Annotated in this window: 22 protein-coding genes and 3 pseudogenes; 15 read left to right on the forward strand and 10 right to left on the reverse strand. The window is 65.8% G+C overall.

Annotated elements, in window-relative coordinates:
* Positions 1–12: 12 nt before the first annotated feature.
* The 3 genes from AVR91_RS16510 to AVR91_RS44605 form a co-directional block, all read right to left on the reverse strand.
* The gene (locus AVR91_RS16510; protein ID WP_228708368.1) at positions 13–390 is read right to left on the reverse strand and encodes a hypothetical protein; all 378 of its coding nucleotides are present in this window, start codon (positions 388–390) and stop codon (positions 13–15) included.
* Positions 391–464: 74 nt separating this feature from the next.
* Entirely contained in the window at positions 465–923 is a 459-nt protein-coding gene (locus AVR91_RS16515; RefSeq protein ID WP_063277096.1) for an anthrone oxygenase family protein, read from the reverse strand.
* A 230-nt stretch (positions 924–1,153) separates the two neighbouring features.
* The gene (locus AVR91_RS44605; RefSeq protein WP_083737593.1) at positions 1,154–1,618 is read right to left on the reverse strand and encodes an SPW repeat domain-containing protein; all 465 of its coding nucleotides are present in this window, start codon (positions 1,616–1,618) and stop codon (positions 1,154–1,156) included.
* Positions 1,619–1,868: 250 nt separating this feature from the next.
* Between AVR91_RS44605 and AVR91_RS16525 the strand changes: the two genes are divergently transcribed.
* The 3 genes and pseudogenes from AVR91_RS16525 to AVR91_RS16535 all read left to right on the forward strand — a co-directional run.
* Complete coding sequence (locus AVR91_RS16525; protein ID WP_323807892.1) at positions 1,869–2,456, forward strand: DUF4232 domain-containing protein; 588 nt, start codon at positions 1,869–1,871, stop codon at positions 2,454–2,456.
* A 129-nt stretch (positions 2,457–2,585) separates the two neighbouring features.
* Positions 2,586–3,599, forward strand: a complete 1,014-nt coding sequence (locus tag AVR91_RS16530) for an SDR family oxidoreductase (RefSeq protein ID WP_323807891.1) — start codon at positions 2,586–2,588, stop codon at positions 3,597–3,599.
* Positions 3,600–3,718: 119 nt separating this feature from the next.
* A pseudogene (locus tag AVR91_RS16535) lies at positions 3,719–4,132 on the forward strand (thiamine pyrophosphate-binding protein); the annotation flags it as partial.
* 57 nt (positions 4,133–4,189) lie between these two features.
* On the opposite strand, the pseudogene AVR91_RS44425 reads toward AVR91_RS16535, so the two are convergent.
* From AVR91_RS44425 to AVR91_RS16545, 3 genes and pseudogenes are all read right to left on the reverse strand, one after another.
* Positions 4,190–4,582, reverse strand: a pseudogene (locus tag AVR91_RS44425) (glycoside hydrolase family 15 protein); the annotation flags it as partial.
* Positions 4,498–5,019 (reverse strand): trehalase-like domain-containing protein, encoded by a 522-nt coding sequence (locus AVR91_RS43825; RefSeq protein WP_228709219.1) that lies wholly within the window; start codon positions 5,017–5,019, stop codon positions 4,498–4,500. The gene AVR91_RS43825 and the pseudogene AVR91_RS44425, both read right to left, overlap by 85 nt.
* 3 nt (positions 5,020–5,022) lie before the next feature.
* On the reverse strand, positions 5,023–6,081 hold the full coding sequence (locus AVR91_RS16545; RefSeq protein WP_063277099.1) for a glucose 1-dehydrogenase: 1,059 nt from the start codon (positions 6,079–6,081) through the stop codon (positions 5,023–5,025).
* A 93-nt stretch (positions 6,082–6,174) separates the two neighbouring features.
* Between AVR91_RS16545 and AVR91_RS16550 the strand changes: the two genes are divergently transcribed.
* From AVR91_RS16550 to AVR91_RS16560, 3 genes are all read left to right on the forward strand, one after another.
* Entirely contained in the window at positions 6,175–6,702 is a 528-nt protein-coding gene (locus AVR91_RS16550; protein WP_063277120.1) for a DUF421 domain-containing protein, read from the forward strand.
* 191 nt (positions 6,703–6,893) lie between these two features.
* Positions 6,894–7,388 (forward strand): DUF4383 domain-containing protein, encoded by a 495-nt coding sequence (locus tag AVR91_RS16555; RefSeq protein WP_063277100.1) that lies wholly within the window; start codon positions 6,894–6,896, stop codon positions 7,386–7,388.
* Between the two features lie 33 nt (positions 7,389–7,421).
* Positions 7,422–7,802: a hypothetical protein gene (locus AVR91_RS16560; protein ID WP_063277101.1), complete on the forward strand. Its 381-nt coding sequence runs from the start codon at positions 7,422–7,424 to the stop codon at positions 7,800–7,802.
* A 74-nt stretch (positions 7,803–7,876) separates the two neighbouring features.
* On the opposite strand, the gene AVR91_RS16565 is transcribed toward AVR91_RS16560, so the two are convergent.
* Together AVR91_RS16565 and AVR91_RS16570 are read right to left on the reverse strand one after the other, a co-directional pair.
* Complete coding sequence (locus tag AVR91_RS16565; RefSeq protein ID WP_063277102.1) at positions 7,877–8,284, reverse strand: four-helix bundle copper-binding protein; 408 nt, start codon at positions 8,282–8,284, stop codon at positions 7,877–7,879.
* Positions 8,285–8,413: 129 nt separating this feature from the next.
* Positions 8,414–8,938: a copper chaperone PCu(A)C gene (locus AVR91_RS16570; RefSeq protein WP_158077406.1), complete on the reverse strand. Its 525-nt coding sequence runs from the start codon at positions 8,936–8,938 to the stop codon at positions 8,414–8,416.
* 169 nt (positions 8,939–9,107) lie between these two features.
* Between AVR91_RS16570 and AVR91_RS16575 the strand changes: the two are divergent.
* Positions 9,108–9,260: pseudogene (locus AVR91_RS16575) on the forward strand (cbb3-type cytochrome c oxidase subunit I); the annotation flags it as partial.
* A 121-nt stretch (positions 9,261–9,381) separates the two neighbouring features.
* On the opposite strand, the gene AVR91_RS43355 reads toward AVR91_RS16575, so the two are convergent.
* Both AVR91_RS43355 and AVR91_RS16580 read right to left on the reverse strand, forming a co-directional pair.
* Positions 9,382–9,597, reverse strand: coding sequence for a hypothetical protein (locus AVR91_RS43355; RefSeq protein ID WP_063277105.1), 216 nt, complete (start codon positions 9,595–9,597; stop codon positions 9,382–9,384).
* A 169-nt stretch (positions 9,598–9,766) separates the two neighbouring features.
* Complete coding sequence (locus tag AVR91_RS16580) at positions 9,767–10,300, reverse strand: SPW repeat domain-containing protein (RefSeq protein WP_083737597.1); 534 nt, start codon at positions 10,298–10,300, stop codon at positions 9,767–9,769.
* Positions 10,301–10,564: 264 nt separating this feature from the next.
* Between AVR91_RS16580 and AVR91_RS16585 the strand changes: the two genes are divergently transcribed.
* From AVR91_RS16585 to AVR91_RS16625, 8 genes are all read left to right on the forward strand, one after another.
* The gene (locus tag AVR91_RS16585) at positions 10,565–11,569 is read left to right on the forward strand and encodes a universal stress protein (protein WP_063277107.1); all 1,005 of its coding nucleotides are present in this window, start codon (positions 10,565–10,567) and stop codon (positions 11,567–11,569) included.
* The gene (locus AVR91_RS16590; protein WP_063277108.1) at positions 11,566–11,775 is read left to right on the forward strand and encodes a hypothetical protein; all 210 of its coding nucleotides are present in this window, start codon (positions 11,566–11,568) and stop codon (positions 11,773–11,775) included. The genes AVR91_RS16585 and AVR91_RS16590 overlap by 4 nt, the downstream gene beginning before the upstream one ends.
* Positions 11,776–11,936: 161 nt before the next feature.
* Entirely contained in the window at positions 11,937–13,391 is a 1,455-nt protein-coding gene (locus AVR91_RS16595; protein ID WP_063277109.1) for a peptide MFS transporter, read from the forward strand.
* Positions 13,391–13,657 carry a DUF3040 domain-containing protein gene (locus tag AVR91_RS16600; RefSeq protein ID WP_063277110.1) on the forward strand — a complete coding sequence of 89 codons (267 nt, stop codon included), beginning with the start codon at positions 13,391–13,393 and terminating at the stop codon, positions 13,655–13,657. Before AVR91_RS16595 ends, AVR91_RS16600 begins: the two co-directional genes overlap by 1 nt.
* Positions 13,654–14,835, forward strand: a complete 1,182-nt coding sequence (locus tag AVR91_RS16605; protein ID WP_228709220.1) for a site-2 protease family protein — start codon at positions 13,654–13,656, stop codon at positions 14,833–14,835. The genes AVR91_RS16600 and AVR91_RS16605 overlap by 4 nt, the downstream gene beginning before the upstream one ends.
* Entirely contained in the window at positions 14,832–15,599 is a 768-nt protein-coding gene (locus AVR91_RS16610; RefSeq protein ID WP_083737599.1) for a type II CAAX endopeptidase family protein, read from the forward strand. The genes AVR91_RS16605 and AVR91_RS16610 overlap by 4 nt, the downstream gene beginning before the upstream one ends.
* Positions 15,600–15,931: 332 nt before the next feature.
* A complete protein-coding gene (locus AVR91_RS16620) occupies positions 15,932–19,261 on the forward strand; it encodes a caspase family protein (RefSeq protein WP_143254019.1) in 3,330 nt (1,109 codons plus the stop codon).
* Complete coding sequence (locus AVR91_RS16625; protein ID WP_076857358.1) at positions 19,261–20,169, forward strand: hypothetical protein; 909 nt, start codon at positions 19,261–19,263, stop codon at positions 20,167–20,169. The genes AVR91_RS16620 and AVR91_RS16625 overlap by 1 nt, the downstream gene beginning before the upstream one ends.
* The last annotated feature ends 427 nt before the right edge of the window (positions 20,170–20,596 follow it).

Raw genomic sequence — 20,596 nt, forward strand, 5'->3', positions numbered from 1 at the left:
TGTCCTTCCGGTTCACTTCCGTCGGCGTAGTCCCGAAACCATCTTGGCCAACAGCCAGCCGACGGCACCGCTCGCCGCGCCGTTGAGCACCCCGGTGAGCAGGCTGCTGCCGAACGCGAAGATCCGCAGCACCACCGCCTCCGTAGAGGGCGGCAGCGTGCCGACCAGATTGCCGCTGAGACTCGGTGGCCCGCCGGGGAACGCCTCGGTCCACAACACCTGATGGGTGAGGCCGAGCAGGACACCGTAGGCCAAGCCCACCACGAGCAAGGTGAGGAACGGATTCGGCACCCGTCGCCACAGCACGATCGCGAGCCAGATGGCGAGCGGCACGAATACCAGCAGCGCATTGCCCACCGGCCCCACCAGGCCGAGGTCGTGCGCAACCACCCTGGGTACACCGAGAGCGGCGAGACCGATGATTCCTGGCACGGAGATACCGAGAGAGGGACGAGCCTCGTCCTTCACGGCTGACCTCCGGAAAGCGCCAGCGCCCGGTGGTAACGGAGGAAACCGATGAAGGCCAGCGTCGCGGTGACCGCGCTGAACGCGAGCCGGAACCAGTGACCGGTCTCGAACTCGACCGCCGTCTGCCGGAGGAACTCCACGGAATGCGCGGCGAGCCCCTCCTCGAACATGATGTCGTTACGTGGCCAGAAAAAGACCACAGAAAACAAGAATTCGCCGAGCACCAGGGTCGAGACGCTTCCCGTGACCCACCATCTCGCCTGCCGTGACCGGCGAAGCAGCAGCAGGGTGACCGCGGCCGCCATCACGGTGGCCGCGCCCATCGGCGGGAAGAAGTCGGCCGGTCCGGTGACCACGAAGAAATCCGTCGCCTTGACCAAGGACGCTGGGGCGTCGTGGAAGACATTCGGATAGATGACCATGGTCTCGACCGCGATACCTCCGAACGCCACCATGGCAATCCAGACATAGGCGCCCGAAACAGCAAGGGAAGTGCCGTTGTGTCGCAAGAGCTTCTCCGCTCGACGAGAAAGTGACTTCGACCCCGCCGACGCTATTGCGTCCATCTGCTCGCCACATCCGCATGGGGGCGCTGTCCGAGTACGCATCTCGACGTAGTGTTGGGCGCCCCCGCGCTCAAGCTCCAGCAATGAAGTCCAGACAAGGCGGCCGGTGGGCCCCCGAATCACCGTCTGCGTCGCTCGACGTCCGCAGCGCCACTGCCCCGAGTGCGACCTGGCTGAGCCGCAGGGATCACAAGCCAGATGAGCAACAAGAAGACACCGACGGCGATATCGCTCGTCGTGCTTCTGGGGGCCGGTGTTCCGTCGTTGTAGCCGAGAACGAAGGGCGCTGCGAGCAGCCAAAGGCCGAGGAACGGTGGCGCCGACAACCACCATGTAGCCGCACGAGGTTCCACCAGCGGCGCGGAACCGATCACGATCAGAGCGATACCCAGGAGCACATCGTTCCAGTACCCGTCGAATCCACCTCCTGTGTTCTCATGATCGAGCACAAAGGGTGAGAGTGTCAGCCAGACACCGGCGAGGAACGTACACGCCCCGGCGACAGCCGGCGCCAAGCGGCCCGTTTCGTCGGAGTCACTGCAGCTTTTGTCGGTTGTAGTTGCCTTGGGCAAGCGCGGCTTCACCTCTTCGGAAGACTCCTATCGTCCGCGGCGTCCCCGTCAAACCGATGGAGACCCTTCACCCAGTGTGGCGGCAGGTTGAAGAGCTTGACCTGACGAATCCCTTGCGATCCGGCGATGCCGCCGCCGTCGCACCGAATATGTCGCTGATGTAACGGCCCTTCCGGGCAGGGGGTTGAACATCGAGCACCAGGGTAAGCCATAAGAAATCCCGGTCTTCCGTCATACAACGGATTAGAAAGGAGTTCACATGATGTCGAAGAAAAGTCCAAATTGGACATTGGCCATCGCAGCGTCGGTTTGCGCTGCGCTTTCCGCCTGCGGCGATGGCGGAACGGCACCGGACCCACCCGGTACGCCCTCGACAAGCAGTTCAGCGTTATCGACCTCAACGCCGCGTACGACTGAGGCTCCGGACGGCTTATGCCAGTCAGACGACGTCACGATGGCACTCGGCAAAGGAGATGGTGCCGCGGGTTCCGTCTACCGGCCGCTTTTGATCACGAATTCCAGCGGAGAGCCATGTCGGATACAAGGCTTTCCCGCAGTATCCTATGTCGCCGGCGACGATGGGCACCAAGTAGGGAAGCCGGCCGAACATTCGGGAGACAAGAGCGACATGGTCGAGCTCAGTCCCGGACAGGCCGCTGTCGCCGACGTCCAGTTCGTCAACGTCCACAACTACGATCCGGCCACCTGTGACCCCGTGCCGGTCAACGGGCTGCGGATCTACCTTCCGCAGGAGACCGACGCGAACTTCGTTCCCTTGGACGGAACCGGCTGCGCGAATCCTGATATCCCCGGCAACCAGCTGACGGTCAAGTCGGTCCATCGGGCCTGAACCCGGCGAGGGGCAGACGAGCAGCTCGAATACCCCTACACGGTACAGCGCATTTCAGCGAGATAACGGTTGCTCCTTCGCCTGATTAGCGCGCCGCGGCCGGGTACCCGGCTCACGAAGCAGTCCACGATGAAAAGACGTTCGATCGAGGAGTCTTCAGCCATGCCGAGTAACCGACCCGTGGTCGTGGTGACCGGTGCCAGCGGAGGTGTCGGGCGGGCTGTCGCCCGGTCATACGGCAGGCGGCGAGCGCGGGTCGCTTTGCTGGCCCGAGGCCGGAAAGGCCTCGACAACGCCGCCCGCGAAGTCGTCGACGAGGGCGGCATCGCGCTTCCCTTGCAAATCGACATCGCCGATGCCGCACAGGTCGATGCAGCCGCACAGAAGGTGGAGCGCGAGCTTGGACCGATCGAGATCTGGGTGAATATCGCCTTCAGTTCCGTTTTCGCGCCTTTCACCGAAATATCCCCTGAGGAGTTCCGGCGGGCCACCGAGGTGACGTATCTGGGGTTTGTCCATGGCACGCGAAGCGCGCTCGGCCGGATGCTGCCCCGTGACCGCGGCACCATCGTGCAGGTCGGGTCGGCGCTGGCCTACCGTGGGATTCCCTTGCAGACCGCCTACTGCGGAGCGAAGCACGCCATCCAAGGATTCAACGAGGCGCTGCGCTGTGAACTGCTTCATGCGCGAAGCGGTGTCCGCACCACCATGGTGCAGCTACCCGGCCTCAACACCCCGCAGTTCTCCTGGGTTTTGTCGCGGTTGCGGCGGCATCCGAAGCCCGTCGCCCCGATCTACCAGCCCGAGCTGGCGGCACGGGCCATCCTCCACGCCGCCGACCACCCTCGCCGCCGAGAGTACTGGGCCGGTACCAGCACGGTCGGCACCCTGGTCGCGAACGCCTTCGCCCCGAGCTTGCTCGATCGCTATCTCGCACGCACCGGGTTCGGCGGACAGCAGACGCGGAAACCCGTGTCCCCGGACCGGCCATCCAACCTTTGGGCCCCCGCCGACGGCGTGGACGGCGAGGATTTCGGCGCGCACGGTGAGTTCGACCGCCGGGCACGAGCGCGTGATCCGCAGCTGTGGGCCAGCCACCATCATGGGCTCTTAGTCGCGGCAGGGCCGCCGTGGCCGGAGTGACCATCTGGCGGCGCTGGAAGTCGAGAACGTCGGCCTGACGCCGAGTTCCGCACGTATGAGAAATCACCGATCGGGCTCGCGGCAGGATTCCGCCGCGATCCGGAATACGGAGGAAAGACATGGCTCAAACCGTCGGCGACTACCTGCTTCAGCGGCTGCGCGAGTGGGAGTTGGATCAGGTTTTCACCTATCCGGGTGACGGGATCAACGGAATCGTCGCGTCATTCGGCAAGGCGGACAACGTGCCGCGGTTCGTCCAAGCCCGTCATGAGGAGATGGCGGCGTTCCAAGCGGTCGGCTACGCGAAGTTCAGTGGCAAGCCCGGGGTTTGCATGGCCACGTCCGGGCCCGGGGCCATCCACCTGCTCAACGGTCTCTACGACGCCAAATTGGACCACGTGCCCGTCGTCGCCATCGTCGGCCAGACCGCGCGCAGCGCGATGGGCGGCAGCTATCAGCAAGAGGTGGATCTGCAGGCGCTCTTCAAAGACGTCGCCTCGGAATACCTGGTCGAGGTCAACGTCGCCGAGCAGTTTCACCGGGTCTCCCGCGACGGCTCGCACGAGCCAATCCCGCCAGGCGCGGGCTTCGGCCACGAAACCGGTCCCCAGCAGCGCTTGAAGAGTGAATGTGGCATCACGGAGCCAGCAGTGGCGGTAGTCCCAGTTCCGCGGGCCGCCAGGTTGCTCGGGAAGGGAGGTGGTGGCCGCGGCCACGATACCGCCGGTCGGCGCGTAAGTCAGGCCCTTGAGCGTCACCAGACCTCGGCGGACCTCCGCGGACCACGGGCCGTCGTAAGTGCTACGGCCGATCCAGGCCGTCCAGAACTCCTCGGTCCCGGCCAATGCGCGCTCGGCGTCGACGGCGTGCGGCCGGGGCAAGTGGGAGGCGACGTGGGTCAGCACGAACGGTACGCGCGGACCTCGAACTCCGCGGTGGTGGTCATGTCCTGGCCGTGTACCGGAACGGTCGTGGTCAGCCACACCGCGTCGGGTCCGGCGACCGCGCCGAGCATCCCGCCGTCATGACGGATCCACGGAGCGATGCTGCCGTAGTCGAACCGCAAGCGCAGCTCCATGCGCATCGGCACATTTCCCGACACACCCTCCACGATCCGGACCACGTCGGGCGCCTCACCGCGTGGGGGCATGAAATCGATCAGCCTGACGGTGCCATCCGGGGTGTCCCATTCGGACTCCAGGATCAGTGAGTCACCCCGGTAGCCCCGGCGGGTAACGCTCCTTCCCCCGGCGGGCGCGATCTGCCAACGGCCGGCGTCGACGTCGTCGAGCAGTGCGGCGAAACAGGCCGGTGAGTCGAAACGCGGGAGGCACAACCAGTCGATGCTTCCGTCCTTCGCAACCAGGGCCGCTGTCTGCAGGTCTCCCAGCAGGGCGTAGTCCTCGATTCGCGACGGCATAGGTCACCGGCTTCCGTCGAGCGTGATGACCACTTTGACATCGTCGGGCCGGGCGGTGAACGCTTCGGTCGCGGACTTCAGCGGGACCCGGCGGGTGATCAGCCCGTCCAGCCAGCCGAGATCGGCCTTGGCCAACGCGTCGGCCGCCTGGTGGTAGTGGCGGAGATTGGCGTTGACCGAACCGACGACGACGTCGTTCTCAAGCACCATCTCACGGTTAACGGTACCGGCGTCGACTTCGAGCTTCCGCCCGCCCGACGAGACACCGGTCAGGCACACCACGCCGAACGAGGCCGTATTCCGGAGCGCCGAGAACACCAGGCCGCCCACACCGGTGGCTTCGACGACCACATCGGGCTGGAGACGCGTCGCGACTTCATCCATGTCCTCGTGGTGATACGTCGCCCCGAGTCGTTCGACCAGGAGCGGTTTCGGACCGGAATCGACCCGGTCGAGTACGTGCACGTCCAAACCGCGTTGAGTCCCGAGCAGTGCGGCCAGCAGCCCGATCGGCCCGGCTCCGGTGACGAGAACCCGCTCGGGCGCGTACCAGGCACGCTCCCCCACCCTCCAGATCTGCTCCCACGCCTTGGCCACGACCGTGGTCGGCTCCATCAGGACACCCACGTGCTCGAGCTTCGGATCCAAAGTCACCGCGTAATCCGCGTCGACGCACCACGATTCGGATGCGTAGCCGTCCAGTTCCTTGATCCCACGCTCGGTGTAGCGCCCATTACGGCAGTTGTCGAACTCCCCACGCACGCAGGCACCACAGGGCACCGGATCCGGCCGCCGGACAACACCCACGACGAGATCGCCGGTCTCGAACCCGCTCGCCGCCGGCGCGAACTCCACTCGGCCGAGTGACTCATGGCCGAGCACCAGCCGTTCGCGGCCCGGCGGCGCCCAGCCGTACTCGGCGTCCGCGATCTCTTTGTCGGTGCCGCAGACGCCGACCGCGAGCCCCTCGACGACCAGATCGTTCTCGCCTGGTTCGGGATCGGGGGCCTCCGTTACTTGCAGCGAACCGGCGGTCTTCGGGTCAACGGTCAGCGCACGCATGCCTAAGGGCTACCCGGTTTCCGCATCGTCCAAGCGCTACCGCGAGCTGCCCGCCGGAAGTGTCAGCGGAGAGTGGATGGGGTAGGCGTGAGGATGTTCTTCGATTCGTGGGCCGGTCTCGGCAGGGTGTTGCTGGTTGGCGTTCCAGCCTATGTTCTGCTGATTTCGGTGCTACGGCTGTCGGGTAAACGGACCCTGGCGAAGATGAACGCCTTCGACTTGGTCGTCACGGTGGCCTTGGGCTCGACGTTGGCCACGATTCTCCTGAGCGCCGACGTGGCACTCGCCGAGGGTGTTTTGGCGCTGGCGCTCCTGATCGGAGCACAGTTCGCCGTCGCGTGGTCGGCGGTGCGCTCGAGAAAACTCCGCGAAACGGTACGGGCGGCCCCGACGTTGCTGGTGTGGCAAGGCGCCTTCAGGACGCAGGCCGCGCGTGACCAGCGCGTCAGCAGGCCCGAAGTCTTACAGGCGATCCGGTCCCAGGGCATGGGCGGGCTCGATCAGGTGACGGCCGTGGTACTCGAGGCCGACGGCTCGCTCAGCGTGATCTCCACGGCCGAGGCGGGAGATCTCAGTGCACTCGACGACGTCTTGAACGGCGATGAATCCCCACAGGCCTAGGCGACGGTACCGCGTCCGTGACCGCTCCTCCCGGAAAAGCAGCAAGGCCGGAGCTCCCGCAGCTGTCGTTTCACTGCAGACGAAATATGCGCATCGTAAGGAAACCGTAGGCTTCGGCGTGCGTATTTCAGGGCGGCTGCCGGGTATCCGAGGTGTTCATCGTCATGCGGAGCACGACAACTGGAGTCGAAATGCCGACAAATAATCGAACGCACGGTTCCGTGCGCACCTCGGAACGTTCCGCGGTTCAAGTGGCCGCGCTCATCGTAGGCGTGATCTTCCTGCTGGCGGGGATCGCCGGGTTCATCCCCGGCATCACTACACGGATCGATGAACTGCCGTTCGCCGGACACGGATCCAGCACGATGCTGTTCGGCGTGTTCGCGGTGTCCGTCCTGCACAACATCGTCCATTTGCTGTCAGGGCTCGCGGGCCTCCTGCTGGCACGTACTGCACGAGCCGCACGTGTGTATCTCTTCGGAGGTGGAATTGTCTATCTGGCCTTGTGGCTCTACGGAGTATTCATCAACCTCGGGAGTCCTGCGAACTTCGTGCCGGTGAACACCGCGGACAACTGGCTGCACCTGGGCCTGGGTGTGGGAATGCTGGTGCTGGGTGCCCTCACGTCACTGGGATCGGGTGGCTTCCCCCGGCCGCAGGCCAAGAAGGGGCCCGGCCTGGGCTGATCCCCGTCGGGACAACGAACGGAGAGGAAGACGATGACCGTTCAGAAGCCAGGCCGGGGCCGCTGGGAATGTCTGCTGGTGGCCGGCCTGCTGATGACCACCGCGTGCGGAAGCCCCGTTGACCAGCCACCCGCGACCACACCGCCGACGTCAATGCCGTCCGGTTCCCCCACGCAGGGCGAGGAGACCAGCGTGGAAGGGACGATCGCCGGCGGTGTCGAGCCGGACTGTCTGATCCTGCGGGCGCAGCAGGACACCTACCTCCTCTTGGGTGGTGATCGCGCGAAGCTCGAGCCAGGGAAGCGGGTGGTCGTCGTCGGGCGGCCGCAGCCCGGGATGCCGACCACCTGTATGCAAGGAACCCCCTTCCACGTCCGGACCGTCACTCCCGCGCCGGCGGCTGAATCTCCGTGACGTTGTCGGGACGAAAATCGGCCGCAGCGGGTCAAGAGGCCCGCCGCGGCCGTTCTTCGACTGTCGAAGTGCTGTCATCCCAATGAATCGATCAGTTCACGGCATGCCTTTTCGCACCGCTTGCACGCCTCCGCGCAGATCCGGCAATGGTCGTGCCGGTCGGCATGGTTCGCGCACTCGTCACCACACGCCTGACAAGCCATGGCGCAGGCATCGAGGACCGACCTGGTGAGGTTGGCGTCGTAGCCGGTATGCCTGGACAACACTCGTGCGGTGGTGTCACAGAGGTCCGCGCAGTCCAGATTCGAGCGAATGCATTTGGTCAGTTGCTCGACGCTCTGCTCACTGAGACAGGCGTCGGCGCACGCTGTGCAACTCTGCGCGCAAGCGATGCAGGCCTCGACGCAGCGAATGAGCTTTTCACGATCGATCCGGCCGAGGTCGGCCGGGTACGTTTCGAGCATTTCAGCGGTTTGCGTCATGCTTCCTCCTCCGTCTCCGGTGATTCTGTCCTTCTGTTGGTACCCGGTCAGGTTCTCCTTCACTCAAACGTTTCGGCCGAATGGACTGCGAATTGCGTTCGGGCCGGTGCACGCATGAACCCGAAGGCGTCACCATTCGGCTCGGCCCGCCGTCGGGCCGGATTCTTCCCGGCATCCCTTGCCCGGGATTTCGACACGTTGGGTTTCGTTCACCACGAGCGCGTCGACCTGTATTTCACCCGCCTTGGCGAAGCTGAACGTGACAGGCACCGTTGTCCCCTCCCTGATCGGGCGTGTCAGGTCGGTCAGGGTGACGTAGTACGGCGAACCCGTGTCGGTCGTGTCGGCCCCCGGCACCCGTCCGCGGGAAAGCAGCGGAAGCCGAGCCACCTCCTCGGCGGTGCCGTCACAAGCACGATCCCAGTACATGACGAATCGCTTGGCGTGGGACGACGCGACGCCGGTCAGTTCCTCCGGATGGGACGCTTCGTTGAAGACGGTGAACCGTACTGTGGCCTGGTCTCCGTCAGGGCGTGGTTCGACGTCGACGTAAACGTTGCGCAGCAGGATCGGTCCGGCGTCGACATTGGTTCCGAGCGTGCCGGCCTGCAGGTCCCGCGGGGAGTCACCGCAGCCGGATATCAGACCCGCCACCGCGGTGATGATCAACGTGATGCAGGGCCACCTGCCCTTCCGCCTCCGGATGTCAGGGTTCATCATGAGCCTCCTTGCGCGCTTCGTCGAGTGCCTGTGTCTCCGGCCGGAACAGACCTCCCGGCGCCGGCGAGCCCGCCAGTCCGAGTGCATTGGGTTTCCTGGGTACGATCGGCACCTCGGCGCCCACGTATTCGATCCCGGTGCGGGCGGCGCGATCCTGTGGCAGCACCTGCTCTGGTTCTTCGGTCATACCGAGGTCTACACCGTCGCGTTGCCGTATTTCGGCATCATCACCGAGATCGTGCCCGTCTTTTCTCGACCTGCCCCGAATCCGTTCCGAACGTCCGGCCTTCGAACTCCACTATCCGGACCTGGTCGACCGGCTGCGCCGGGAATCCCGGGTGACGTCGACCGGCCGCCGAAAGTGATTCGCGCGGTGGTCAGCGCCTCCGCCGGCCGATGTCCCGCTCGAGCCGATGGCGCGCGAGCACGTGAAGCATCTCGGGCAGCTCTTCACGGACGATCTGGCCGTCGAGCTCGCGGTTGGCCAAGCGGACGGCCTTGTCCACGTCGGACTTCGACAGTCCGTGGAGTTCGGCTGCCAGACTTCCGGCCACGTCGGCGATCAGTACGTTGTCCTGCGGCTTGGCGGTCATCCCGTGTCAGTCCTTCCGCACTCGGTCCGATGGATGGCCGACGTGGTCTCGTGACGGCGCGCCGGTCCACGACTACAGGGTGTCCCGGACCGGCCGCTCGTTACCTGTCGAAAACCTTACGATCGCGCAGCACCTGAACCAGCGCAGGATACGTGCTCCCGCCGGTCGATCAGGACGTGTGATCGTTCTCGGGCCGGCCCCGGAAGGTGATCAGGGCGCTCAGTCCCGCGAACACGATCACCAGGACTCCTGCGATCACATCACTGGTCACGGCTCGGCTCGCGTCGAAGCCTTCGTTGTAATCCAGCACGAAGGGAGCGGCGACCAGCCAGCCGCCGAGCACCACGTTGACCAGGCTGGCCCAGGGGATTTCACGCGGGGATACGGCTCGGACCAGTGCCAGCACGGCGACGGTCACCTCGATGACGATGTCGTTCCAGACTCCGGGCCGTGCCGGACCGGTGAAGGTGTAGTCCAGCACGAACGGTGCGGTGATGAGCCAGATCCCGGTCAGGAAGGCGAGGCCGCTCGGAAGACTGGCAAGGAAAGGCTCCGGCCGCGGGGTGAACATCGGGGGCGGAGCACTGGAATAGCCATATCGGCCGGGTGGCATCGGCTCGACCGGGCTGTTCACTCCCGATCGCACCGCCTGCTCTTCCGACGCCTTCGCGTAGGGACCGGTGTTCCTTGGGGATGAGTTCATGACGAGCTTTCCTTTCTCATTCGGCCATCGTTTTGCATCTCCCCTGTCGCGAGGCCGCCAAACGGGCGCGCGCGAGGGTTTATCTCGCTGTGACCGCTGACCTCCCGCCACTGCTGAATCTCGCCGCGGTAGTCCCCTCGATAACGAAGGCGTCACGGGCAACCGGAACCGAGTGTGAGCCGAGGACGGCAGGGCAGGCCTTCGGGTACGGGCACGACTCCACAAAACGCCTGATCCTCCGAATCGTCCGGGAAGGAGATTCTTTTGACCACGTCACCAGCCGATGAAGGCCGCGGCGCCGTGATAGCGGGTTTCGACGGGTCCGCGCAATCGCGGCAAGCCGTTCAATGGGGCGCCGCCGAGGCCGCTCTACTCGAACGCCGCCTTCTGCTCGTCCACTGCTTCGAATGGCCTGCACAGGAGGCGATGTACGGATCGGTCTCGCCTTCACTGCACGCACTCGGCACCCCGGCTTACCCAGAGCTCAATGCGGAACACTTCCGGGAAGTCGCGGAAGAACAGCTCACCGCGACCGTGGAAAAGTGTCGCCTGGAATGGCCGGGGCTCGATGTCTCGAGCTCGGTCGTGGATGGAGACCCGGCCACCGCCTTGCCGTTGGTAGCCGACGAGGTCGATGCGCCACTGGTGGTTGTGGGCGCGTCTGGGAGCGGTGCCCTGGTCAGAGCGCTCCTCGGCTCCACCGCCGCCGAGCTGGCGCGCACGAGCCGACGGCCGACCGTGGTGGTGCGTGCTCCGCAGGTCGTGCCGATGAGCAAACCCGTCGTCGTCGGTGTGGACGGCTCGGAGGTCAGTGAACGGGCGCTGAGGTTCGCCTTCGCTTTCGCGGCGAGGCATCGAGTACCGCTACGAGCCGTGCACGCCTGGTCGGACCGGCCCCTGGACAAGATCGCCGACACGATCGTTTCGGCCGCTCTGGGCCCACGGGAGCAAGACACCTTCGCCTCGCTCAACGACAGTTTGGCGGAACGCCAGCTTCGCCGAGGCGAGAAGGCCTACCCGTCGGTGACGGTATCCCGTCACCACGCCGTCGATCGACCGGCGGACGCGCTCGTCGCGCAGGCGGCCGACGCGGCGCTCCTGGTGGTGGGCAGCCATGGCCGAGGAGCACTGCGACGTCTCTTCCTCGGCTCGGTCAGCCACGCGGTGCTCTACCACGCCCCGTGTTCCGTCGCCGTACTGACCGACAACGAGTCCACTATGGACGATAGCTATGCCGGAGCGCGCGACGAGGCCGGGGCGGCACCATGAAACGGCAGCACACCATGCGCGAGCGATTCGCGCCGATAGGCCTGGGGCTGGCGCTTCTGGCACAGATATGGGCGATCGGGCTGTTCGTCGTCGCACTGCAGCGCGGTGCCGATGGTGGCTATGTCGCCGCTTCGGGCGTAGCCGTGCTGGCCGTGGCCGCCGCCATCACGTACGGGCTGGTCCGTCAGCATCGTCGGAAGTCGTAGCCGGGTGCCGGACGCGGCCGACGACGACGTTGGGCACGACGAGAGGGCGCCCAGCGGCCCGGCGTATGACCGGCGCTTTTCACCCCTGATCCACGGCGTGGCCCGCCCGTGAGAAGCCCGCCGAGCATCCGGTAACGCTCGCCGAGACGAGGACGACCGTCATGACCAGTGAAAAGATCCAGCAAGACAAGAAGTTCTTCGGCCATCCCCGCGGACTGGCGACCCTCTTCGGGGTCGAGATGTGGGAACGGTTCTCCTTCTATGGGATGCAAGGCATCCTCACCATTTACCTGTACTACACCGGCACCCAAGGCGGTCTCGGCCTGTCCGAAGCCACAGCGACGAGTATCGTCGGTGCTTACGGCGGGCTTGTCTACCTGTCGACCGTCGCGGGTGCCTGGATCGCCGACCGGGTCGCGGGTTCGGAACGGGTACTGTTCTTCAGCGCGGTGCTGATCATGTTCGGTCACCTCGCGCTCGCGTTGCTTCCCGGCTTCCTAGGGGTGGGTGTCGGCTTGGGAGCGGTCGCCCTCGGCAGCGGCGGACTCAAGGCGAACGCCACATCGATCGTCGGATCCCTCTACGCGGAAGGCGATACGCGGCGCGACGCCGGCTTCTCGCTGTTCTATCTGGGAATCAACCTCGGTGCTTTCGTCGGGCCGCTCCTGACCGGGCTGGTCCAGAAGGAAGTGGGTTTCCACTACGGCTTCGGCCTCGCGGCCCTGGGCATGGCATTGGGCCTCGTCCAATACACGTTCGGGCGCAAGAAGTTCGGTTCCGAAGCTAACGTGGTTCCCAATCCCCTTCCACCGTCGAGGCGCCTGATCGTCCTCGCCGGATTGGTCGTCGCCATCGGTGCCGTCGTGGCCGCAGTACTCACCGGGCTGGTCACCGCGGCGAACCTGGCGAACGTGACCGTCGTCGTGATCGCCTTCGCGGCGATCGGCTATTTCGCCGTCATTCTCTCCAGTAAGAAGATCACACGGGTGGAGCGAAGCCGTGTGATCAGCTTCATTCCGATGTTCTTGGCGAGTTTCGTCTTCTTCTCCCTGTTCCAGCAACAGTTCACCGTCGTGACGATCTACGTCGACCAGCGGCTCGACCGTTCCCTCTTCGGTTGGCAAATGCCGGTTTCCTGGGCCAATTCCATCAATCCGATCTTCATCATCCTGCTCGCGGGGGCCTTCGCGACGCTCTGGACGAAACTGGGACCGCGGCAACCGTCGACACCGATCAAGTTCGCACTGGGAACGGTCGTGATGGGCGCCGCTTTCCTGCTGTTCCTTCCTACCGCCGACGGCGCCGGCAACTCGACCCCGTTGCTGGTCCTGGTCGGCATCCTGCTGATGTTCACCATCGCCGAACTACTGCTGTCGCCGGTAGGGCTGTCCTTGTCGACCAAGCTCGCCCCACAGGCGTTCCGTACCCAGATGGTCGCGCTCAACTTCCTCTCGATCGCACTGGGTACTTCGATGGCAGGCTCGCTGGCCAAGTACTACGACCCCGCCGACGAGGCCGCCTACTTCACCTTCGTGGGCGGCGGCGCCGTCCTCTTCGGGCTGCTTCTCGCGGCGGTCAGCCCGTTCATCAAACGACTCATGAAGGGGGTGCACTGATGCTGAGCGACGATGAAAAGCAACGGTTGCATCAGATCGAGCGGCAGCTCGAAGAGGAGGAACCCGGGTTCGCCGCCGAGTTCAGCCGTCCGCGAGCACATCGTCCGAGTCGTGGCTGGCCGTACACCACGCTAGCGATCGTGGCGGGCCTCATGTTCCTTCTCGGCTGCCTGACCGGCGAGACCGTGCTGATCCTGCTGGGCATAGGCGGCCTCCCGGCGGCACTGGTCGCCCGGCACCGACGGTCGGAGAGGAGGAACCGATGAGGAATCTCGAACGCGGCAGCAGCCCGACCGGAGACAGGAGCACCGTGATGAAGGCGAGTATCCGGCTCGGCAGGCCTGCCGGGGTGCCGGTAGGCCTGCACTGGAGCGTGCTCGGTATCTGCGTGCTCCTGCTCGTCGGAGTCTCGATGCAGCTGCCACGTGCCTTCCCCGGCCTCTGGTGGGGGTTCTACCTGATCGGCGCCGTCGTTGCGACCGCGCTGTTCGTGCTGTCCCTTCTCGTGCACGAACTCGCGCACGCGGTCGTCGCCCGGCGCAACGGGGTGGCGGTGGAGGGAATCACCCTGTGGTTACTCGGTGGTGTGGCGAGACTCAAGGGCGAAGCCCTGACCCCGGGTGCGGAGTTCCGCATCGCCGTGGTCGGTCCCGCCGTCAGCGCGCTCACCAGCGCCGGGATGTTCATGCTGGCGTGGGCCGCCGACGCCGCGGGCCTGCCGATGCTCGGCGTGGGCGTGCTCGGCTACGTCGCCGGGATCAACCTGCTGCTGGCGGGGTTCAACCTGATTCCCGCCTCCCCGCTGGACGGCGGCCGGATCCTGCGGGCGGCGATTTGGAAGTGGCGTGGCGACCGGCTCACCGCGACGATCTGGGCGGCACGAGCAGGACGGCTCTTCGGTTTCCTGCTGATCGGCCTCGGTCTCGTCCGCGCGTTGTCCGGAATGGGTCTGGGCCTCTGGTGGATCCTCCTGGGGCTTTTCGTGGTCACCATGGCCGGAGCCGAGGAGACACAGGCACGGACCGGTGCCGCACTCGCCGGAGTCCGGGTACGTGACGTGATGACACCGAATCCGGAGACCGCGCCGTCGGACCTCACCGTCGCCCGGTTCCTCCACGACATCGCGATGCTCCGCCGGCACTCGGCGTTCCCGTTGCGCGACGCGGAGGGACGTCCGCAAGGCATGGTCACGCTCAACCGGCTGCGGTCGGTACCCGCCGAACGCCGGGAACTCACCACTCTGCGCGACGTGGCATGCCAGAAGGACGAGATCCCCAGCGCGGAACCCGACGAAACGCTGGCCGAGTTGCTGCCGCGGCTCACCGACTGTGCCGACGGCCGGGCACTGGTGTACGAAGGAGACGACCTGATCGGAATCGTGTCGCCCAGTGACGTCAGCCGGGCTGTCGCGGTGCACGGACTGGCCATCGACTCCAGCTCATGACCGCCCACCCCAGACCGGCGCCGGGCCCCAAGCGCTTGGGATCGGGCCTTCGCCTCCTCGGCGTTTTCCTCGCGGCGGAGTTGAGCCTGCCCGCCACCTCGGTGCTACTGCTCGTCCTCCTCGCCGGCACGAATCCGACGCTACTCGAAAGCCCCCGTCTCCCACCGTGGCCACTTGTGGCCGTGCTCGCGGTGCCGCCGCTCGTGGCAGCGCTTGTCGCGGCCATGGGCATCGCGTCACTCAGCGGCGGGCCACGACGCGCACGCATCCGGCGGGAGCTGGCGATCCGCTGGAACCGTCGCGACCTCGGCATCGGGCTGGCCTTCGGCACGGGCGGGCTGCTGCTCACGATCCCCGCGGCGGCGCTTTGGAGCGCCTGGGTGGGGCGCGATCAGGCACACTCGGCGATCGGTGAGGTCTTCGCCGACCGACGTTTGAGTCTCGTCGTCGCGTTGATCGCCTTCCTGACGATCTGGCTGGTCGCGCCGTTCTGCGAGGAGGTCCTCTTCCGCGGCGTGTTGTGGAAGGCGCTGGAGCACTGGCACTGGAACCGCTGGGCCATTTTCGCGGTCACCAGCGCGCTTTTCTCCATCGCCCATCTGGAGCTGACCCGTACTCCGCTGCTGCTGGTGATCTCGATTCCGCTCGGCCTGGCCAGGATGTACACCGGCAACCTGCTCGCGAGCGTCATCGCCCACCAGATGAACAATCTCTTCCCCGCCGTGGGTCTTCTCCTGGCCACAAGCGGCTGGCTAGCGGCCTGACCAAGACCAGCGAGACACATGGGGCTCATTCGACTTCACATCTTCTCCCCACGAATTCGTGAACCTGAAGCGTACTGCGATACTGAAACCGAAGACCGCGGATCTGCTGACGACGAAGGATCCCTTGCTCGCTCTCGGCGTGAGGCCTTTGCCATGCCGCTCTCCTCCCTACGTTCCCGGCTGACCGTCGCCATCGCGAAGAACGTTCACGAAGTCGGTCGAGACGCCGCACCGCACCTCCGTTTGGCCCCGTCAGGCACCCGTATTCAGTCCTCACCAGGCCTCTGCGTAACGTAAACCGGTCAGCTCACCGGGGGAGAACGGGTTTCGGCATGGCGCCAGAACTGCCGGGAACGGCAAGCACACAAAGGGCACTGCTCTTCGGAGTGGGAAAATTCTCCTCATCCGTTCCTGTCGGTGAAGAACCAGCGCTCGACGATCCGGCATGGCCTCCACTCGATTTCGCCAATGAGGTAGCCGAATCCGTCAGCCATGCTCTGACAGACTTACGGTATGACGTAACAACTCTTCACAATCCTGAACGCCGCGACATGGTCGGCGCTATCGGCCATGAACTCGAGGATGACGAAACGTGCCTCGTCGTCCATGTCGTCTCCCATGGCGATATCGGAGACGACGATCACCGCCTCGATGTGGTCCCGGCTTGCGGGCGTACCGGTCTGGGGACCAACGTCAGCGAGTGGATTTCGGCCGCGCAGCAACGCCGGGCACCAGCGCTGTTCCTCCTCGACCTCTGCCGGGCCGGGCGTGCGGCACGCCTTCCGTGGCTCGCCGCACGTGCGGGACGCGATGCGAGAGCCTGGGTCATCGCGGGGGCGGGACCGGATGAAGACGCCTTCGACGGCCGATTCAGCCGGTCGGTGGCCGCGGTCCTGCGGCAATTGGCCGTCGACGGACTCGGTACCGACCCGAGTAGGAGATACGTTTCGTTCCCGGCGTTCGCGCGGAGGATCGCTGAGCGCGTCGAGGCGATGCCGGGTCTGCCCCAGCGGGTGCACGCGACGCCGCTCGATCCGGCACAGGATGTTCCCGAACTGCCGTTCTTCCCCAATCCCCGGTTCGTCGACGACCCTCAGCGCATGGCACGGCAGGCCATCGAGTCGCCGCTGCGCAGTTTCCTCGACGAACTCGACGACGTCTTCGACGCGGAACACTTCCTTGGCCGGGTCGGTTCGCACTTCGCCGGCCGACGCCGGCAGTTGCGGACCCTGGCGCGCTGGATGGACGGCGCCGAGCCGACCAGCGGCCTGCGCGTCGTGACCGGCAGTCCGGGTGTCGGGAAGTCCGCTTTGCTCGGCGCGCTCGTCTGCGCAGCCCACCCGGTCCTCGCTGCAGCGGTACCGCACGTACGAACTCGTCTGGAAGCGGCGGGGTGCCCGTCACGTAATCCCTATCTCGGGGCGGTTCACGCCCGCCAACGCCGGGTCCCGGAGCTCGTCGACTCGCTCGTCCGGCAGTTCGGCCTGCCTCAACCAAGCCGAGGTCGTTCCGTCTCCGGACTGATCGCGGAGCTGGCGGGGCTTCCGGTCACGCCGGTCGTCGTGGTCGACGCCGTCGACGAGGCCTTGGACCCGAACCGGATGATCAGGGACTTCCTCATGCCCCTCATTTCGGCACGGCAGCTCGACGACACCCCTGTCTGCAGGCTGCTGGTCGGTTTCCGCCCCTGGCCGGAATTCCGGCCGATCCGGAAGATCGCGGCGCAAGACTACGGGCTGACCGACCTGGACACCGTCGAGCGCGCCGAACTCCGCTCCGATCTCGGGGAGTACATGCAGGCGCGGCTGGCGGACGTGCCGGGATACGACTCAGCCGTTCAGCGGCCCGTGCGAGAACGGCTCGCCGACACTATCGCCGATCGCCTCGTCGACGACCAGCCGACGCCGAGCGAGCCCGAATGGGGAGCCTTTCTCGTCGCTGGGATGTTCGCCGGCTACCTCGACCACCTGGCGCCGGTTACCTCCCTGGAGAAGGCCGAGCAGCTGGGCGCGACCACACCTCGCAGCCTGCCCGAGGTTCTGGAACTGGAATTGGGCACACGGCCTGACCGTGCCGAGCTACGCGCGACGCTGGCCGCTGTGGCACACGCGGTCGGCGAAGGTGCTCCCGCCGAGGTGGTCGGTTTCCTCGCGGAAGGTTTCTGCGGTACGGCCACCGAGGACCAGGTCCGCAGCTCACTCGACGCGGTCAGGTTCTATCTGCGGACGACGGTCGAACAGGACGGCACGACGCTCTACCGTTTGCTGCATCAGAGTCTCGCCGATTACCTTCGCCGTCACCCGATGTCGGTCAGCACGGCGGAGACCGACGGTCCGGAGGACATCGGGGCGAGCTCCGGCGCCGTGTTCGACCGACTACTCGGTGCGATTCGATCGGGCCGCTGGGGAAGCTGGTCCTCGGTACCGCCGTACCTTCTGCGCCACGTGATCCACCACGCCATCGAAGCCGGCCGCGTCGACGAGCTGCTCCTCGACATCGAGTTCCTACTCCATGCCGACGGCCGGAGCCTCCTGCCAGAGCTTCACCGCGCGAAGGGGGCCGCCGCCCGGCTCCGTGGGGACATGTATTCGCGAGCGCGCCAGTCCTGGGCGTTCCGGGACGAGTCACTGGCGACCCGCCGCTGGATCCTCGCGATTGAAGCAGCTCGTCATGGGGACGCGGAGCTGGGACGAAAGATCGCTTCGGAAATCCAACCCAACGGCTGGGTCCCTCGTTGGGCGTCGACCTTGCCCTTCGCCGACGAAAGAAGCTGGGTCACTGCGGTGGCCTCTTCCGGGACCGGACGTTCAGGCATCGTGGTCGCCGCGGGCAGCGACGGCCGGGCTTGGCGACTCGATATGAGCACCGGCGAGAGAATCGGCAAGCCTTTCGCTGGGTCGGGCGGCTCGGTTTCCGCTGTCGCGCTCGCGGACCTCGACGGCAGGCGATTGGCCGTGACCGGTGGCGCGGACGGCACCGTCCGCGCCTGGGACACCGCTACCGGAAATTTCGTCGGCAGCGCCGGCCTGGCTACCGGCTGGATCAATGCCATCACCTGCGCCGAAGTGAACGGCCATACGACCATGGTCGTGTGCGGCGACGAGGCCGTACGGTTCTGGGACCCCTCCACCGGCGCTGTCCGACCCGGTCAGGTCGTCGACCACCGTTGGAGCCGGGCGATCGCCTCGACGAGCGTCGACGGACGTCCGATCGCGGTCACGGTGAGCAACGACCACGCGGTCAGGATCTGGGACTTGACCGATGGGACGCCGTTACATCCGCCGTCACGGGATCACCGGGACCGGGTCTACGCGGTGGCCTGTACGGTGCTCGACGGCGACCCGGTCGCGGTGACCGCCGGCGATGACTTCCTGGTCAGGCTCTGGAATCTCCGGACCGGACGGTCGCTCAGGACACCCCTCTCTGGTCACAGTGACTGGATCGCGGCCGTCGTGTGCACCGAGATCGGCGCAAGCCCGACCGCCATCAGCGGCGGGTTCGACCGGACGGTCCGGGTGTGGGATCTCGACACCGGCCTATGCACTGAGGTAATGAAAATGCCGGCACCGGTCTGGGCACTCGACATCACCTCGGACGGGGGTCTCGTGATCTGCACCGGCCAAGATGTGCTGGTTCTCGATCGACTGGGGAAAGGGTGCTGATGGCCCGGATCATCGGTGTTCACGGCGTCGGAAACCACCGTCCCGGTGAGAGGGCGGATCAAGCGTCCCGGCAACTGTCCTCCATCTGGCGACGGCACCTGGCGTCAAGGTCGCCGGACGTCCATGCAGTCGAGGTCGCCTACTACGCCGACCTGCTACGCATACCGGGCAGGCAGGGCGCCGACGACCTCGACAACCTGCCCGCCGAGGTCGAGCAGATGCTGCGGATCTGGCTCGAAAGCCTCGATCTCCCTACCCAAGGCCGTCAGGGATGGGGCACTTGGCCACTACGTCAGGCCCTGGCATGGGTGGCGGAACGGCGAGGACTGTCTCCGCACCTGGTCAACCTGTTCGTGGCGACCTTCTTCCGTGAAGTCTCGATCTACCTGAACCCGAACGACGACTCGGCACGAACAGCGGCGAGAGAACGAGTGGTTCAGACCCTCCGCGCCGCCGACGCCGAGGTGGTCATCGCACATTCGCTCGGGTCGGTCGTCGCCTATGAAGCATTGTGGGCATGCCCGGACGTTTCGATCGACCTGCTGGTCACCCTCGGATCGCCGCTGGCACTCCCCCACGCCGTCTTCCCCAAGCTGTTCCCCACACCGGTGAAAGACCGCGGAGCCCGGCCACCCGGCGTGGCCCGGTGGGTCAACCTCGCCGATCCAGGTGATCTGGTGGCTGTACCGCCCTTCGGAGTGTCGCGGCGATTCGCTGACGTAGACATCGACGAGCACAGCATCGCTCATGCCTTCGACTTTCACCTCGTGTCGAACTACCTGTCCTGTGCGCGCCTGGCGTCGACCCTGATCGAGCATTCGCTGCGCAGTGGCCGACCTCAGTCGTCAGGCAGCCGGGTCGCCGAGAACAAGCAGCTGCCGCCGGCGCAACCAAGAACCGCAAGGTAGAGAATCACCGATCACGAGACGGCAAGTGAGGCTCGAATCCGCATTTCACGCCGATCCTCGAAACGCGCGTGCTCTGTGGTGACGCAGGAACGCGATGCAGGTTGGCGTCGCGGTCACCGTACTGAACGCGAGCCCGGTCCAGTAGCCGACGCCAAGGCAATTGCCCTTATGTCGCACGCGCTTCTCCTCAGAGAGAGAAGGAGACCTCTACCGCGTCGAAGCCATTCTCGATCTCCAGCTCCGCACATCTGTATGAGGATTCGCCGAGTATGCAGCTCAACCTAGACCTGGGTCAGGTGTTCAGGTCCCTGCGGTGATAGCCGAGGACGCCCAGCACGATCAGCGCGCCCGAGACGAGCAGGAGCGAAGTGGTCGCGCCCCAGTCCGGCGGCGTGCTGGGGACGGAAGCCAAGTAGGTGTACGGGGA

It is taken from the genome of Amycolatopsis keratiniphila subsp. keratiniphila, from assembly GCF_001620365.2.
GTDB lineage: Bacteria > Actinomycetota > Actinomycetes > Mycobacteriales > Pseudonocardiaceae > Amycolatopsis > Amycolatopsis keratiniphila.

What these genes read in the sequence shown, in the direction of transcription:
- AVR91_RS16605 (WP_228709220.1), top strand. Translation starts at nt 13,654, where the DNA reads ATGAGGAATCTCGAACGCGGCAGCAGCCCGACCGGAGACAGGAGCACC.
- AVR91_RS16580 (WP_083737597.1), bottom strand. Translation starts at nt 10,300, where the DNA reads ATGAACTCATCCCCAAGGAACACCGGTCCCTACGCGAAGGCGTCGGAA.
- AVR91_RS16515 (WP_063277096.1), bottom strand. Translation starts at nt 923, where the DNA reads ATGGTGGCGTTCGGAGGTATCGCGGTCGAGACCATGGTCATCTATCCG.
- AVR91_RS16625 (WP_076857358.1), top strand. Translation starts at nt 19,261, where the DNA reads ATGGCCCGGATCATCGGTGTTCACGGCGTCGGAAACCACCGTCCCGGT.
- AVR91_RS43825 (WP_228709219.1), bottom strand. Translation starts at nt 5,019, where the DNA reads ATGCCGTCGCGAATCGAGGACTACGCCCTGCTGGGAGACCTGCAGACA.
- AVR91_RS43355 (WP_063277105.1), bottom strand. Translation starts at nt 9,597, where the DNA reads ATGACCGCCAAGCCGCAGGACAACGTACTGATCGCCGACGTGGCCGGA.
- AVR91_RS16565 (WP_063277102.1), bottom strand. Translation starts at nt 8,284, where the DNA reads ATGACGCAAACCGCTGAAATGCTCGAAACGTACCCGGCCGACCTCGGC.
- AVR91_RS16610 (WP_083737599.1), top strand. Translation starts at nt 14,832, where the DNA reads ATGACCGCCCACCCCAGACCGGCGCCGGGCCCCAAGCGCTTGGGATCG.
- AVR91_RS16620 (WP_143254019.1), top strand. Translation starts at nt 15,932, where the DNA reads ATGGCGCCAGAACTGCCGGGAACGGCAAGCACACAAAGGGCACTGCTC.
- AVR91_RS16525 (WP_323807892.1), top strand. Translation starts at nt 1,869, where the DNA reads ATGTCGAAGAAAAGTCCAAATTGGACATTGGCCATCGCAGCGTCGGTT.
- AVR91_RS16595 (WP_063277109.1), top strand. Translation starts at nt 11,937, where the DNA reads ATGACCAGTGAAAAGATCCAGCAAGACAAGAAGTTCTTCGGCCATCCC.
- AVR91_RS16550 (WP_063277120.1), top strand. Translation starts at nt 6,175, where the DNA reads ATGTTCTTCGATTCGTGGGCCGGTCTCGGCAGGGTGTTGCTGGTTGGC.
- AVR91_RS16545 (WP_063277099.1), bottom strand. Translation starts at nt 6,081, where the DNA reads ATGCGTGCGCTGACCGTTGACCCGAAGACCGCCGGTTCGCTGCAAGTA.
- AVR91_RS16590 (WP_063277108.1), top strand. Translation starts at nt 11,566, where the DNA reads ATGAAACGGCAGCACACCATGCGCGAGCGATTCGCGCCGATAGGCCTG.
- AVR91_RS16530 (WP_323807891.1), top strand. Translation starts at nt 2,586, where the DNA reads ATGAAAAGACGTTCGATCGAGGAGTCTTCAGCCATGCCGAGTAACCGA.
- AVR91_RS16555 (WP_063277100.1), top strand. Translation starts at nt 6,894, where the DNA reads ATGCCGACAAATAATCGAACGCACGGTTCCGTGCGCACCTCGGAACGT.
- AVR91_RS16560 (WP_063277101.1), top strand. Translation starts at nt 7,422, where the DNA reads ATGACCGTTCAGAAGCCAGGCCGGGGCCGCTGGGAATGTCTGCTGGTG.
- AVR91_RS16600 (WP_063277110.1), top strand. Translation starts at nt 13,391, where the DNA reads ATGCTGAGCGACGATGAAAAGCAACGGTTGCATCAGATCGAGCGGCAG.